Here is a 13897-nt window from a genome sequence, read left to right on the forward strand (position 1 = left end):
GCGTGCGTGCGGGGAGCGTGCGGGTGTGCGGCTCTGGCCGTCACCGTGTCGCGCCCGGCATGAGCCTGCCACTCGGCACTGACATCAATCGCCGGCCATGCAGTGGGTCGGCGATGACATGTGATGGGCGCGGCCAAGTCGAGAGAGTCTGCTGGAAGGGCATCCGCTCGTCCGGAGACGAGGGTTCCCCATTCTTGAACTAATCAAGAAAAGGTGTCATGGTGGGGGCATGCCCGACGACGTGACGCGCCTGCTGCGTGAAGCCGGCCTGCGGGTCACGCAGCCGCGTCTGTCGGTGCTCGCCGCGCTCGACGTCCACCCCCACGCCGACACCTCCACGGTGATTGACGCGGTGCGCGCGGAGTCTCCCGACGTCTCCCACCAGACGGTCTACGACTGCCTGAGCGCGCTCACCACGGCCGGGCTCGTGCGCCGCATCCAGCCCAGCGGTCATGCGGCCCGCTACGAGCGCCGCATCGACGACAACCACCACCACGTCGTGTGCCGCAGCTGTGGCGCGATCGCCGACGTCGACTGCGCGGTCGGCGACGCCCCGTGCCTCACCGCCAGCGACGACCACGGCTTCACCATCGACGAGGCCGAGGTCGTCTACTGGGGGACCTGCCCCGCCTGCGCCGTCGGTGCCGCCTGAGACCCGACGACCTGAACGCCTGCAAGCACAGATCCACCGAACGTCCACAGAGTTCACGACACACAGACAGAGAGGTTGAGCATGAGCGACAAGCCCGATGCCGAGGTCGGCGAGATGAACGAGCCGACCGACGCCGCCGGAAAGTGTCCGGTCAATCACGGCAGGCTGCCCTTCCCCACCGAGCGCGACGCCAACAAGGTGTGGTGGCCCAACAGCCTGAACCTCAAGGTGCTCGCCAAGAACACCCGCGAGCGCAGCCCGCTCGATGAGGACTTCGACTACGCAGCGGCCTTCAACCAGCTCGACCTCGCCGCCGTCAAGAGCGACATCGAGCACGTCCTCACCGACTCCCAGGACTGGTGGCCCGCGGACTTCGGCCACTACGGACCTCTCATGATCCGCATGGCCTGGCACGCCGCCGGCACGTACCGAGTCTGGGACGGCCGCGGTGGCGCCGGTGCGGGACAGCAGCGGTTCGCTCCGCTCAACTCCTGGCCGGACAACGGCAACCTCGACAAGGCCCGCCGCCTGCTCTGGCCGGTCAAGAAGAAGTACGGCCAGAACCTGTCGTGGGCGGACCTGCTGGTGCTCGCCGGCAACGTGTCCCTGGAGTCCATGGGCTTTGAGACCTTCGGTTTCGCCGGTGGCCGTGAGGATGTCTGGGAGCCCGACGACGACGTCTACTGGGGCCCGGAGACCGAGTGGCTCGGCGACGAGCGGTACACCGGCGACCGTGACCTGGAGAAGCCGCTGGCCGCCGTCCAGATGGGCCTCATCTACGTCAACCCCGAAGGCCCCAACGGCAATCCCGACCCGCTGGCCGCCGCGCGTGACATCCGTGAGACGTTCGCGCGGATGGCGATGAACGACGAGGAGACCGTCGCTCTCATCGCCGGCGGTCACACCTTCGGCAAGACGCATGGTGCGGGCGACCCGGACGCGCACGTGGGGCCGGAGCCCGAGGGTGCCGACCTCGAGGAGCAGGGGCTGGGCTGGAAGAGCACGTTCAACACCGGCAAGGGCGCCGACGCCATCACGTCCGGCCTGGAGGTCACCTGGACCTACCACCCGACGCGTTGGGACAACGAGTTCTTCCACATCCTGTTCGCCTACGAGTGGGAGCTCACCACCAGCCCGGCCGGCGCCAACCAGTGGCAGCCCAAGGGCGGCGCCGGCGCGGACATGGTGCCCGGACCGGCCGCGGACTCCCCGCGACGCGTCCCGACGATGCTCACCACGGACCTCGCACTGCGCATGGACCCGACCTACGAGAAGATCTCGCGTCGGTTCAAGGACGACCCGGCCGCGTTCTCCGACGCGTTCGCCCGGGCCTGGTTCAAGCTGACCCACCGCGACATGGGGCCGATCAACCGGTACCTGGGCCCGGAGGTCCCCTCCGAGACCCTCATCTGGCAGGACCCGCTGCCCGAGGCCGAGGGCAAGATCATCGATGCCGCCGGCGTCGCCGACCTCAGGGAGCGCATTGCCGCCACCGGGCTGAGCGTCGCTGACCTGGTCACCACGGCCTGGGCATCGGTCTCGACCTTCCGCTCCAGCGACAAGCGTGGCGGCGGCAACGGTGCGCGCGTCCGCCTGGAGCCCCAGATCGGGTGGGAGGTCAACAACCCCGGCGAGCTGCGTCGCGTGCTCGGCGTCCTCGAGGGCGTCCAGGGCGACTTCAACGCCGCGCAGCAGGACGACACGCATGTCTCCCTGGCCGATGTCATCGTGCTCGCCGGTTCCGTGGGCATCGAGCAGGCCGCCAAGGCTGCCGGCCGCGACGTCGAGGTGCCGTTCACCCCAGGTCGCGTGGACGCCACGCTGGAGCAGACCGACGTCGAGTCGTTCGAGTGGCTCGAGCCTCGGGCCGACGGGTTCCGGAACTACCAGGGCAAGGGCAACAAGCTGCCCGCGGAGTTCCTGCTCGTCGACCGGGCGAACCTCCTCGGCCTGACCGCTCCGGAGCTCACGGTGCTCGTCGGTGGCCTGCGTGCGTTGGGCGCCACGTACGACCGCTCCGACCTCGGTGTCCTGACCGACGCCCCCGGCACGTTGACGAACGACTTCTTCGTCAACCTGCTCGACCAGGGCATCACGTGGAGCAAGGTCGACGACGAGGCCGGCATCTACGAGGGCCGCGACGCCTCCGGTGCGGTCCGCTGGACGGGCAGCCGGGCCGACCTGGTCTTCGGCTCGAACTCCGAGCTGCGGGCCCTGGCCGAGGTGTACGCGAGCGACGACTACGCCGACCGCTTCGTGGCGGACTTCGTCGCAGCCTGGGCCAAGGTCGCCGACGCCGATCGGTTCGACCTGGCCTGACGTTCTGCCGGTGTGTGAGCCCGGGCCCCCAACCACCAGGTGGTCGGGGGCCCGGGCTCACATTTCTGGGGAGTCACCAGATGCCGGAGGTGCCGCGGCGGTGGGAGCCCACCAGGTGGGTGTCGACGATGCCGATGGCCTCCATCAGCGCGAACATCGTCGTCGGCCCCACGAACCGGAACCCTTCGCGTCGCAGCGCCTTGGCCAGTGCCTCGGACTCCGCCGAGCGTGTCGGGACCTCCTCGACGCTGCGTGGCGCGGGCGTCCGGTCCGGCCGGAAGGACCAGATGAGGTCGACCAGCCCGCCCTGGTCACGCAGCGCGACGGTGGCGTGAGCGTTAGCGATCGTCGCCTCGATCTTGGCGCGGTTGCGCACGATGGCGGCATCGGCCATGAGCCGGGCGACGTCCGCGTCGCCGTAGGCCGCCACGGCGTCGGGGGAGAAGTGGTCGAAAGCCTCCCGGAAGGCAGGTCGCTTGCGCAGGATCGTGGCCCACGACAGCCCGGACTGGAAGGCCTCGAGGCTGACCCGCTCGAAGAGTCCCTGCTCGTCGCGTACCGGCATGCCCCACTCGGTGTCGTAGTACTCGCGCAGCAGCGGGTCCGTGGCCGCCCACGGCGGCCGTGCCAGATGGTCGTCGCCGACGACAAGCCCGCTGCCGTCGACGGCACTGTCAGTCATGACGACCGCGTGGCGCCGCGGTGCAGGGCACGGTCGGCCACCCGGTACCCGTCCCGGGCGATGGCCTGCCACACCTGAAGGCCCACGGCCGGGTCTTCGTGCGTGATGCGCTCGAGATCCTTGGCCGACAGGCGGAACACCCGCAGGCCCGTCGCGGCGACGATCTCCGTCTCCTGCACGTCGTCGGTGCCCAGCGCCAGCTCCCCGAAGGACGTGCCCGGCTCCATCGTCACCAGGGTGAGACGCGAGCCGTCCGGGCCCCGGTCGTAGGCCACGGCCCGACCCTCGGCGATGAGATGGATGCCGGCGAACGGTCCGCCGGCGGGCAGCACGACGTCGCCCTCGGCGTACGTACGCTCGGTCATGGCCGCGCGCACCACGTCCAGCGCGTGGTCCGACAGCCGGCTCAGCAACGGGTGCTCGGCCACGGGGTCGCTCAGCTCCAGGTCGGCGCAGTGCCGTGCGATGAGCTCGTCCTCGGCCCAGGCGATGGCGCTCGGCACGTCGTCGAAGCGCCGTGTGGCGTCCGCGGTGCCGGCGTCCGGGTCGGGGATGACGTTCCCGGGGTCGACGACGACCGCCTCCGCGCCTGCCTCCCGCAGGAGGTCCCGCAAGGAGATGAGTGTCAGGCGGCTCACCTCGGCGATCTCGTTGACGTGCGTGAAGTCGACGATGACCAGCTCGGGCTCGTCGTCCACGATCGAGCGCACGACGCTCTCGGCGCCGGAGAACAGCAGGTCGCCGTGCAGCTCGTAGACGCGGCACCGCTGGCTGACGGCATCGAGCGACTCCTGCTCCTGGGGCGTGCGTCGACGCCGTGAGCGCGCCTCGGCCAAGGAGTAGGAGCTGCGCAGGGCGCTGCGCGAGCCACGACTGACGTGCATGATGTGCAGCTCCATGTCGTGCGACATCCGCTCGAACAACGTCACACCACGCGCGCTGTTGCCGTGCTCGTCCAGACGCGGCGAGAAGACCGCGATCCCGACCTGGCCCGGCAGGACACCGATGATGCCGCCGCTCACACCGCTCTTGGCCGGCATGCCGACGGCGGTCACCCAGTCGCCGGCCGCGTCGTACATGCCGCACGTCGTCATGACGCTGAGCACGTGCTCCACGAGCTGGGGGTCCAGCACCTCCTCGTGGGTGCGTGGTTGCACGCCGCCGTTGGCGAGCGTCGCGGCCATGAGGGCGAGGTCTCGGGTATCGACGGCGATCGAGCACTGCCGCACGTACTGCGACAAGACCTGCTCGGGGTCACCCTCGAGGATGGAGAACTCGCGCAGCATGTGGGCGATGGCGCGGTTGCGGTGCGCCGTGTCCAGCTCGGAGGTGAAGATCGACTCATCCACGGACAGGTCGCGTCCGGCGAACCGGCCGAACCCGCGCAGCACCCGCTCGAAGCGCTGCTGGCTGTCGTCGCCGGTCACCAGGGAGGACGTCGTGATGGCGCCGGCGTTGATCATGGGGTTGAACGGACGGCCCGTGCCCGGGGCCAGGCTGATCTCGTTGAAGGCGTCGCCGGAGGGCTCCACGCCGACCTTGGCCATCACGTCCTTCATCCCGCTGTCCTGCAGGGCCAGTGCGTAGGTGAAGGGCTTGGAGATCGACTGGATGCTGTAGGTCAGGTCGGTGTCGCCCACCTCGTAGACACGACCGTCCACGGTGGCCAGGCACAACGCGAAGCGGTCGGGATCGGCGGCGGCGAGCTCGGGGATGTACCCGGCGACCTCGCCGTCGGTCCCGGCGCACGCCTCGACGATGTTCTCCAGGTACCGCTGCACGGGACTGCGCATGCTCGCTCCTCTGGATCGTCTGCAGGTCGGTGACCATCCTGCATCACGGGGCCTGCGTGTTTCGAGGCCCACGTGCTGTCGAGGTCCGGCCGGTCGACGGGACCGGCCCGGTACCGTGTCGCCGTGAGTGATCCCGAACGGAGCGACGTGTCGCCGTCGCGGATGCGCACCGTGTTCGTGCTCGTGCTCACGGCGGTGGTCGCGGCGCACCTGGTGCTGGTCACGGCCGCCGCGATGCCGCCCAACCGCTACGGCGAGTCGGTGCAGTCGGCCACCGGCTACCTCTCGCCCTACTTCACCCAGAACTGGCGGCTCTTCGCTCCCAACCCGGTCTCCTCGGACCGGTCGGTGCACGTCCAGGCCGCCTACCTCGAGGACGGCGCGGTGCGCACCACGGACTGGGTGGACTGGACCGACGTCGAGCTGGACCTGGTGCGCCACAAGCTGGTCGGCGGGCGCGCCGGCTACGTCACCAACAAGCTGTACACGCCCCTGAACTCCCGCCACCGGGCGCTCACCGATGAACAGAAGCACGTGGTGCAGGCCGCCGATCCCGAACAGGCGCCCACCTGGACGGAGCTGGAGGGTGACGTCACCGACACCGTCGAGACCCCTGCGCAGGCCGCGGCCGTGGACCGGTGGCTGCAGTACGAACGAGCCGCCGCATCGCTCGCCACGGCCGTGCTGCTCGCCCGCGATCCTGACGCGGAGATCATCGCGGTGCGCTACTCCTTGCACTCCCAGGGAGTGACTCCGTACGAGAGCCGCGGCGCAAGCGCCCAGGAGCGCGACGCTGCCCGCCCGGAGCCCTTTGAGCGCATCGGTGGCTGGCGCGAGCCGTTGCCTCCGGACCAGGCCCAGGCCGCTGCCGTGCGCGGCTTCGACGGGAGGCACCGATGAGGGTGGTCCTGGACCCGGTCATGGAGTGGCTGACGCTCTCGCGCCATGCACGACGTGGGCTCGCGGTCACGCGCATGGTCCTGGGATTCATCATATGGACCCAGCTGCTCATCAACGCTCCGGACCGGCACTACACGTGGGGTGATGGGACGGCCTGGACCGAGCCGCTGCGGGGGACCGACTCCTGGCCCTGGTTCCTGGGCGGGTTCGTCGCCGCCGACGGTCGGCTGTTCGACCTGCTGTACGTGCTCACGATCGTCGCGGGGTTCCTGCTGATGATCGGGTGGCGCACCCGCACCTTGACGGTGCTGACCCTCCTGTTGTGGATGTCGTTGTACACAACCAACCCGTTCGTGGGCTCCGGCGGCGACGCGGTGCTGCGCATGGTGCTGCTCTATCTCTGCTTCACCGAGGCGGGAGCGTTCTGGTCGCTCGATGCCCGTCGTGGGCGACGCGGACCGCTGCTTCCCGACTGGTTCGGCACGACGTTGCACAACCTGGCCGTCGTGCTGATCATCCACCAGGTCGTCATCGTCTACGTTGCCTCCGCGCTGTGGAAGGTGCAGAGCAGCGTCTGGTTGGACGGCACAGCGGTCTACTTCCCGCTGCAGACCGAGGCGTACTCGCCCTGGCGTGACCTGCTGCATCCGTTGACCAGTGCCGAGCCGATCGTGCTGGCCTCCACCTGGCTGGCGCTCGTCGTCCAGCTGATGTTCCCCGTGATGCTGCTCTACCGTCCGACCCGGATCGTCGGGCTCCTCCTGGTGACGGGCATGCACCTGGGGATCGGGGTCTTCATGGGGATCATGTACTTCTCGCTCGTCATGATCGCCGTCGACATGATGTTAGTGAGCGACGTCACATGGCGGCGTCTGGAAGCGTTCGTGAAGAAGAGGCGCAGTGCTGATCCGGCAAGGATTTCATGAGGTAAACCTCATATACACCCCGCTCGCTCACGTGCCTTGCGCCTGCGACATGTCGGGCGACACGAAAGTTTCGTGCTGAGATGGTTCTGAGTGCGCCTGAAGTATGGCTAAGATGTGCGAGGCGTGCCTGTGGGGGGGCTTAACCTTTTGCGGGGTAATCGCGTAGTGCCATCAAGAAAGTCACCGGACGCCAGGGGCGTTGGTCCGGCCAATACGGGAGAAAGTTTTGAAGAAACTCGGCAGGAACACTCTGGCCGTCGGCCTGGCGACACTGCTCGTCACGTCCGCGGTCTCCTTCTCGGCCAGTGCGAACGACAACGACCCGGAGGTCGCGCAGGCCAACTCCAGCGCCTCGACCGGCACCGGACTGTTCGAGACGCTCGATCTCGACACCGGCACCTGTGAGGCCATCTTCCCCGATGGGGCCCCGACGGGTCTGTGCGGTCCGGAGCTGGACACCAACAGCATCGACCTGTTCGCTCAGGAGGCTGCCGCCGAAGCGGACGGTACGTCTGAGGCCGAGGCTTCCGTCGCGCCGATCAACATCCAGGATCTTGAGTCCACGCTCGACCTCTCGGACCTCGTGGACGACCTGGCCGCGATCGACGCCCGCACCATCATCGGTAGCGTCCTGGGAGCGGCTGGTCAGGCCATCCAGACGATTCTCGAGCTGCTCGGCCTCAACACGGTCATCGACGCGCTCGACGACGCGGTCGGTGAGGTGCTCGGCGGTGTCGACGACGCGCTCCCGCTCTCGCTGGAGATCGGTGCCGTCGAGGCGTTCTGCTCGGCCGAGCCCGGCTCGGCTGAGGGCTCCAGCCACGTCGCCGACATCAACCTGCTGATCGAGCTCGGTGGTCAGCAGATCGCGGCGCCGATCGTCGCGGAGACCTCGGAGAACCAGAACCTGCTGGTCGGTGCTCCGCAGGAGCTCCTCGACGGCATCCTCGAGGGCATTCGGGACACGCTGGAACTGAGCCTGGGCGGTGTGCTCGCCGGGCTGAACCCCGGACTCGTGGCTCTTGAGGACGCCCTGATCGACCCACTGCTGGATGCTCTGGAGCCCACGCTGCTGCAGGGTCTGTCCGACCTGCTCGCGCCGGTCGTGACCGGCCAGGTCAACGCCACGACGTACAACGAGGCCGGTGACGGCGTCGGGGTTGCGGCTCTCGACCTGACCCTCCTCGGCGAGGACAACCGGCTCCAGCTTGGCCGGGTCGAGTGTGGCCCGAACACCGGCGCTGTGGCCGACGACGCCGACGCTGACGCCCAGGCTGACGCCGACGCTGACGCCCAGGCTGACGCCGACGCCGATGCTGACGCCCAGGCTGACGCCGTGACCGACGCCGACGCTGACGCGCAGGCTGACGCCATCGCCGACGCTGACGCGCAGGCTGACGCCGACGTCCAGTCGTCGCTGCCGGCCGCCGGTGCCCCGAACCTGCTGCCGTTCTGGCTGCTGGGTCTGGGCCTGGTGCTCTTCGGAGCAGCGGTCATGATCAACGAGCGGCGTCGCGCGCTGCTCTGAGCGACACGCTGATCTGAGCTGATCAGTCAAGACCTCTGCCCGGTGATCTCCGGACCACCGGGCAGAGGTCTTGCTCTGCCCGCAACCTAGGATGAAGCCCATGCCCGAGGAGGATTCCGAGCAGTCCCCTGCACGCAGGGGCTGGCGAAGCACCCTCATCCTCGCGCTGGCGAGTCTGGCAGTGGTCCACTCGGTGATCATCGGGCTGTGGCTGGCCCCCTCTGGGCCCGTGCGCGATGCCGCCGGAGAGAGCCGGCTCTCCTTCTACGTCAACCCCTACTTCCAGCAGTCCTGGGACGTGCTGGACCCGAGCGCCCAGCGAGTCGATGAGGCCCTGTGGGCCCGCGCCAAGGTGCGCGTCGACGAGGACACGATCGAGACCACCGAGTGGGTGCACGTCACCGAGGCCGATCTGGCAGCCACCCGGTACCACCCGGCACCCGAGCGGATCCGTTCCGCCTCACGTCGGCTCGCGACCAACCTCAACGGTGTCCTGTTCGACATGGGTAGTGCAGGACGCAAGAGCGTGCGCACCTCCTACGTCACAGACGACGTCTCCGCGCTGCGCGGTGTGCTGCTGGAAGAGGGTGTCGATGCCCGGGAGGTCCGACGCTTCATGAGGTTGGACACCATGACGACCCGCTTCGCCTCCCTCTACCTGCAGGCGGTCGAGGACAAGCGGGTGGTGCAGGTCCAGTACCGCGTGGGACGCCGTACCGTTCCGCCGAGGGCCGAGCGGGACGAGGTACGCACCACCGACCGGGACTTCGACATCTTCCACGTCGGCTGGCGGCCCGTGGAGCGAGGCAGCGAGCAGGCGCAGGCAGCTTTCGACGACTACGTGAGGGGGAGCTGAGGTGAGGCGAGCCGTCGGCCCCCTGGGCCGTTTGCGCCAGGATGCCGCGGACTGGCTGATGTCGCAGCCGCACGCGCCGCACGCGCTGGCGGCGGCGCGCATCCTGGTGGGACTATCCGTGCTGGGACTGCTGGTCACCAACTTCAGCAACCGCCAGATGTGGGTGGGCGACGCCTCACTGTGGGCCGAGCCGACTCGTGCCGTGAGCCGGTTCCCGGAGATCGCGCTGCTCGACGGCGTGAGCGCGGACATCCTCACCGTCGCCTACGTCATCGTCCTGCTCGCCGCGGTCGCGTTCATCGTCGGGTGGCACACCAAGGCTGCCAACGTCGTGCTGCTGGTGGGGTTCATCGCCGTGACCGGCCAGAACCCACTGCTCGCGACGGCCACGGACAACCTGCTGCGCATCACGCTGCTGTGGATGCTGCTCATGCGTCTCGCCGAGGTCTGGTCGCTCGACGTAGCCCGTGAGGGCGGAGACTCTGATCAGGCGGTACCCGACTGGCTGCGTACCGGTCTGCACAACGTTGCTCTCGTGGGTCTGGGAACCCAGGTGGCCCTGGCCTACCTCGCCGCCGGGCTGCACAAGGTGGCGCAGACGTCGTGGCAGCAGGGCACGGCGCTGTACTCGACACTGCAGCTGCCCGAGTTCCGTCCGTTCCCCGCCGTCGCGGACCTGCTGAGCCTCGGCACCGTGCCGCTGGCCCTGGTGACGTGGCTGGTGCTGGTGGTGCAGCTGTTCTTCGTGCCGGCGCTGCTGCGGCCCTTCACGCGCGACCTGTTCGTGGCCGCGGCCGTCGGGGTCAACGTGCTCTTCGGTGTCGTGCTGGCTACCCCGTGGTCGTCGCTGGTGGTCATCGCCGCGACGAGTCTGTTCCTCAGCGACGAGCGGTGGCAGGACATCGGCTTCCGGGTGGCCGACCGGTGTGCGCCGGTGACAGATCGTGTCGTCGACGCCTGGTACGCCGTGGCGGACAAGGTCGACGACTGGTGGTACCGGTTTGTGCGGCCGATCGTGGACTGGGTCCGCGTCACCGTGCTCCGGCGCCGACCTGGCGGGCGACGCGTCGCCCAGCGAGGATCAGAAGAACCACGGGAATGACCAGGGTCCCGGCGGCGGCGTTGAGGGCTCCGAAGCCCCACCACGCGACGACCAGCCCGGCCAGGAGACCGCCGGCGGCCCCCGACAGGCTCATCACCATGTCACTGACGCCCTGCAGGGCCGTGCGGACCTGCGGGTCGACGCTGCGGGTGAGCAGCGCCGCGCCGGCGATCACGGTCGCGGACCATCCGATGCCCAGCAGCACCAGCCCGACCGTGATCTGCACGTCGGAGTGACCTGACGTGCCGGCCACCGTCACCGCGGCGACGAGGACGAGCTGGCCCAACAGGATGGTGCGTGCGGGCCCCCAGCGGTCGGCGAGCGCCCCCATGACGGGGGATAGGGCGAACATGCCGGCGATGTGCAGACTGATCGTGAGTCCGATGACCTGCAGGTCCGATCCGTGGTCCTGCATGTGCACGGGGGTCAGGGCCATGACGGCCACCATCACGGCATGGGCCGTGCCGATCGCGAGGACGGCGGTGGCTGCCGGCCCACGGAGGTGGCCGAGGGCGCCGCGCATGCCGAGCCGCTCGTGTGACGGGTCGCCGGTCGTGCGGGTCAGGGGGTCCGGGCGCAGCGCAATGAGGGTCAGGATGCCGGCGGCTGCGAAGGCGACGAGGGAGAACAGGGCGGGGCCGGCCAGCTCGGGAAGCCCGGTTGCACGGCCGAGGGCGGCGCCGGGACCGGTGAGGTTGGGTCCCGCGACGGCGCCGATCGTCATGGCCCAGACGACGAGGGACAGGGAACGTCCGACGGTGCGCGGATCTGCGCGGTCGGTTGCGGCAAAGCGTGACTGGAGGCTGGCAGCCGTGCTGACGCCGAACAGGGCGAGCCCGGCCAGGACGATGGTGAGGGAGACCAGCTCGGCGCCGAGAACCACCACGGCAGCACCGGCGGCTCCGATGAGCCATCCGATCGTGAGCGCGGGTCGTCTCCCGTGTCGCGCGGCGAGGCTGGCCAGAGGCAGCGTCGCGAGCGCGGCCCCGAGCGTGAGGGCGACGGTGGCGGTGCCGGCCCAGCCGGAGGAACCAGACACGTCACGCACCAGCAGGGCGCCCACTGCGAGCCCGGCGCCGTTGCCGATCCCGCCCACCACCTGGGAGGCAGCCAGCACGGTCAGCGTGCGTCGCTGGGGGAATGCCGCCACTGATGTCGTCATCAGCGCAGCCTACGTCGATTCCATCCCTCGGCGTTGATCGGTGCCTCAGCAACCGAATGGCCGGCCTTTGGGTTGCTGAGGCACCGATGCGTGGGCATGCTGTGTGAATCGGTTGCCCAGGCACCGATCAGTGCGCCGCGGCTGCTCAGGCGTACGCGACGCCCGTGGCGTGCAGGGGGCAGTAGCCGAACGGGTTCTTCGCCAGGTACTGCTGCTGACAGTGCATACACGTAGAAGCCCCTGCTATCGCACTACCTGTGAGGTCAGAAGGTGATCGCTTCACGCACCAAGTCACGAAAGAGTCCCGTATCGGCGTAGTAGTTAGGAAACGCGCGACGAAGCGATGTGACTGCATCCACTGATACGAGCACGACGTCTCGCGGAACCGAGTCGTCGATTTCAAGTTCATCGTAGAGCGTCGTTGCTTCCTGCAGATTGGAGCCGGAGTGAACATACAGAATCGGCTCGCCGTCCACAGGGAGGTTGAGATCTAGGACGAAGAAGCGGTGTCCAGCGCGACTCTCCACAAAGTCGAGGTGTTGAAGAGTCTCGCTGTAGATGCTCAGGCGGTTCAGCACGTCGATCTTCTCAGCACGACGCTTGATCTCCTTCCTCAACTCGCGTCGCGATCCGGGCGATCCTTCAACGTGCGGACTATTCTCAGTCCGTGCGATTTCCGAACTCATAAGAGCGAAGAACTCAAGCCAGTCGGCATCCCCGCGACTCGACTTCAGCGCTTGGCGGGTGAACATGGCTGCGGTCTCGACCGATGTCGCCCAAGTGTGCTGCAGTTTCGTTCGGATCTGAATCTCGATCGACTGGCCGTTGTAAGTCTTCTTCCGGTCACTGAAGTATCGATAGACAAGGTGATGGCCGCGATAGCCAGTGGCTTTCGGTCCAGCGATGTAGTCGTCGTGCCGAATGAGCCGATGCTTGTGGCGACCTGTCAACCATCGGTTTACGAGGTCGTCTACGGCATCGATGGAGGAAACGACGGCACGGCATCCGCCAATGTCCTGCATACGCGACAAGCGCATGTCGGGGCGGTCTCGCAACTTGCCTACGATCGATGGAAGTCGCTTGGTGCGCTGAGCGACAAGAGCTTCAGAGTCGACTGCGCGAGCCTTGTCACGAAGATTGACTTGCAGAGTGTTCAGCGGGAAGCCGTGAGCAGCCCGCCAGTTGTTTACTACACTCACCGCGCTGGATCGGTCGCTGCGGCCAAGAGCGTCATCCAACAAGGCTCGGCCTGCCCTATCGACCTCGCCCTTGCTGTGGAGAGGTATGGCCCACTCCGTCGTCATTGGCCAACCCTAGCGAGCGAAACGACGACCTCTAGAAGGCCACACCGGTCGCGTGAATGGGGCAGTACCCAAATATGTTCTTTGCTAAGTACTGCTGGTGCTGCTCCTCGGCGTAGAAGTACTCCGTCAGCGGGACGATCGAGGTCGTGATGCGTCCGTAGCCGGCGGCGGTCAGCTTCTCCTGGTACAGATCGCGGGAGGCGGCGGCCTGCTCGGCCTGCTCGTTCGTCGTGGTCAGGATGATCGAGCGGTACTGCGAGCCGCGGTCGTTGCCCTGACGCATGCCCTGCGTGGGGTCGTGGTTCTCCCAGAAGGTGCGCAGCAGGTCCGCATAGCTCACCCGGGCGGGGTCGAAGACAACCCTCACGACCTCCGCATGTCCCGTGCGCCCGGAGCAGACCTCCTCATACGTCGGGTTCGGCGTGACACCGCCGGCGTATCCGACCGACGTCGACCACACGCCCGGCACCTCCCAGAAGGTCTTCTCCTCGCCCCAGAAGCACCCCAGACCGAAGACCACCGACTCCATGCCGTCGGGGACGTCGGTCTCGATCGGGGTGCCGAGCACGGCATGACGTTCGCCGACGTCGTGCGGACGGGTCTCACGCCCACGAAGGGCGTTGGCCTCGGTCGGCAGCTCAGACTTACGTGTTCCGAAGATCAACGGGACCAC

Annotated in this window: 12 protein-coding genes; 7 read left to right on the plus strand and 5 right to left on the minus strand. The window is 68.1% G+C overall.

All coding sequences use genetic code 11. From position 1 onward, the window contains the following. Positions 1–229 precede the first annotated feature (229 nt). A complete protein-coding gene (locus tag ACEVFP_RS05025) occupies positions 230–652 on the plus strand; it encodes a Fur family transcriptional regulator (RefSeq protein WP_375002458.1) in 423 nt (140 codons plus the stop codon). A gap of 81 nt (positions 653–733) precedes the next feature. After that, on the plus strand, positions 734–2971 hold the full coding sequence (gene katG, locus ACEVFP_RS05030) for a catalase/peroxidase HPI (RefSeq protein ID WP_375002459.1): 2238 nt from the start codon (positions 734–736) through the stop codon (positions 2969–2971). A 73-nt stretch (positions 2972–3044) separates the two neighbouring features. Here the strand turns inward: katG and ACEVFP_RS05035 are convergent, their stop codons facing one another. Both ACEVFP_RS05035 and ACEVFP_RS05040 read right to left on the minus strand, forming a co-directional pair. Then, the gene (locus ACEVFP_RS05035) at positions 3045–3653 is read right to left on the minus strand and encodes a DNA-3-methyladenine glycosylase I (RefSeq protein ID WP_375002461.1); all 609 of its coding nucleotides are present in this window, start codon (positions 3651–3653) and stop codon (positions 3045–3047) included. Next, positions 3650–5446, minus strand: a complete 1797-nt coding sequence (locus tag ACEVFP_RS05040; protein ID WP_375002463.1) for a glutaminase — start codon at positions 5444–5446, stop codon at positions 3650–3652. Before ACEVFP_RS05040 ends, ACEVFP_RS05035 begins: the two co-directional genes overlap by 4 nt. A 123-nt stretch (positions 5447–5569) precedes the next feature. Here ACEVFP_RS05040 and ACEVFP_RS05045 point away from each other — a divergent pair, with 123 nt between their 5' ends. The 5 genes from ACEVFP_RS05045 to ACEVFP_RS05065 all read left to right on the plus strand — a co-directional run bounded on the left by ACEVFP_RS05045 (position 5570) and on the right by ACEVFP_RS05065 (position 10758). Beyond that, a complete protein-coding gene (locus ACEVFP_RS05045; RefSeq protein ID WP_375002465.1) occupies positions 5570–6346 on the plus strand; it encodes a DUF5819 family protein in 777 nt (258 codons plus the stop codon). Next, positions 6343–7272, plus strand: a complete 930-nt coding sequence (locus ACEVFP_RS05050; RefSeq protein WP_375002466.1) for an HTTM domain-containing protein — start codon at positions 6343–6345, stop codon at positions 7270–7272. The genes ACEVFP_RS05045 and ACEVFP_RS05050 overlap by 4 nt, the downstream gene beginning before the upstream one ends. Before the next feature lie 226 nt (positions 7273–7498). Then, complete coding sequence (locus ACEVFP_RS05055; RefSeq protein WP_375002468.1) at positions 7499–8800, plus strand: hypothetical protein; 1302 nt, start codon at positions 7499–7501, stop codon at positions 8798–8800. Positions 8801–8900: 100 nt separating this feature from the next. Beyond that, positions 8901–9656 (plus strand): DUF5819 family protein, encoded by a 756-nt coding sequence (locus ACEVFP_RS05060; RefSeq protein ID WP_375002469.1) that lies wholly within the window; start codon positions 8901–8903, stop codon positions 9654–9656. Position 9657: 1 nt separating this feature from the next. Continuing rightward, positions 9658–10758 carry an HTTM domain-containing protein gene (locus ACEVFP_RS05065; protein WP_375002471.1) on the plus strand — a complete coding sequence of 367 codons (1101 nt, stop codon included), beginning with the start codon at positions 9658–9660 and terminating at the stop codon, positions 10756–10758. On the opposite strand, the gene ACEVFP_RS05070 is transcribed toward ACEVFP_RS05065, so the two are convergent. The 3 genes from ACEVFP_RS05070 to msrA form a co-directional block, all read right to left on the minus strand. Next, complete coding sequence (locus tag ACEVFP_RS05070; RefSeq protein ID WP_375002473.1) at positions 10688–11920, minus strand: MFS transporter; 1233 nt, start codon at positions 11918–11920, stop codon at positions 10688–10690. The two genes, ACEVFP_RS05065 and ACEVFP_RS05070, sit on opposite strands and share 71 nt — an antisense overlap. A gap of 263 nt (positions 11921–12183) precedes the next feature. Next, entirely contained in the window at positions 12184–13224 is a 1041-nt protein-coding gene (locus ACEVFP_RS05075) for a hypothetical protein (RefSeq protein ID WP_375002475.1), read from the minus strand. Between the two features lie 31 nt (positions 13225–13255). After that, a complete protein-coding gene (gene msrA, locus ACEVFP_RS05080; RefSeq protein ID WP_375002477.1) occupies positions 13256–13888 on the minus strand; it encodes a peptide-methionine (S)-S-oxide reductase MsrA in 633 nt (210 codons plus the stop codon). Positions 13889–13897: the final 9 nt, after the last annotated feature.

Source organism: Aeromicrobium sp. CTD01-1L150 (assembly GCF_041951745.1).
In the GTDB taxonomy this organism is placed as follows: Bacteria; Actinomycetota; Actinomycetes; order Propionibacteriales; family Nocardioidaceae; genus Aeromicrobium.

What these genes read in the sequence shown, in the direction of transcription:
- ACEVFP_RS05025 (WP_375002458.1), top strand. Translation starts at nt 230, where the DNA reads ATGCCCGACGACGTGACGCGCCTGCTGCGTGAAGCCGGCCTGCGGGTC.
- katG (WP_375002459.1), top strand. Translation starts at nt 734, where the DNA reads ATGAGCGACAAGCCCGATGCCGAGGTCGGCGAGATGAACGAGCCGACC.
- ACEVFP_RS05035 (WP_375002461.1), bottom strand. Translation starts at nt 3,653, where the DNA reads ATGACTGACAGTGCCGTCGACGGCAGCGGGCTTGTCGTCGGCGACGAC.
- ACEVFP_RS05040 (WP_375002463.1), bottom strand. Translation starts at nt 5,446, where the DNA reads ATGCGCAGTCCCGTGCAGCGGTACCTGGAGAACATCGTCGAGGCGTGC.
- ACEVFP_RS05050 (WP_375002466.1), top strand. Translation starts at nt 6,343, where the DNA reads ATGAGGGTGGTCCTGGACCCGGTCATGGAGTGGCTGACGCTCTCGCGC.
- ACEVFP_RS05060 (WP_375002469.1), top strand. Translation starts at nt 8,901, where the DNA reads ATGCCCGAGGAGGATTCCGAGCAGTCCCCTGCACGCAGGGGCTGGCGA.
- ACEVFP_RS05070 (WP_375002473.1), bottom strand. Translation starts at nt 11,920, where the DNA reads ATGACGACATCAGTGGCGGCATTCCCCCAGCGACGCACGCTGACCGTG.
- ACEVFP_RS05075 (WP_375002475.1), bottom strand. Translation starts at nt 13,224, where the DNA reads ATGACGACGGAGTGGGCCATACCTCTCCACAGCAAGGGCGAGGTCGAT.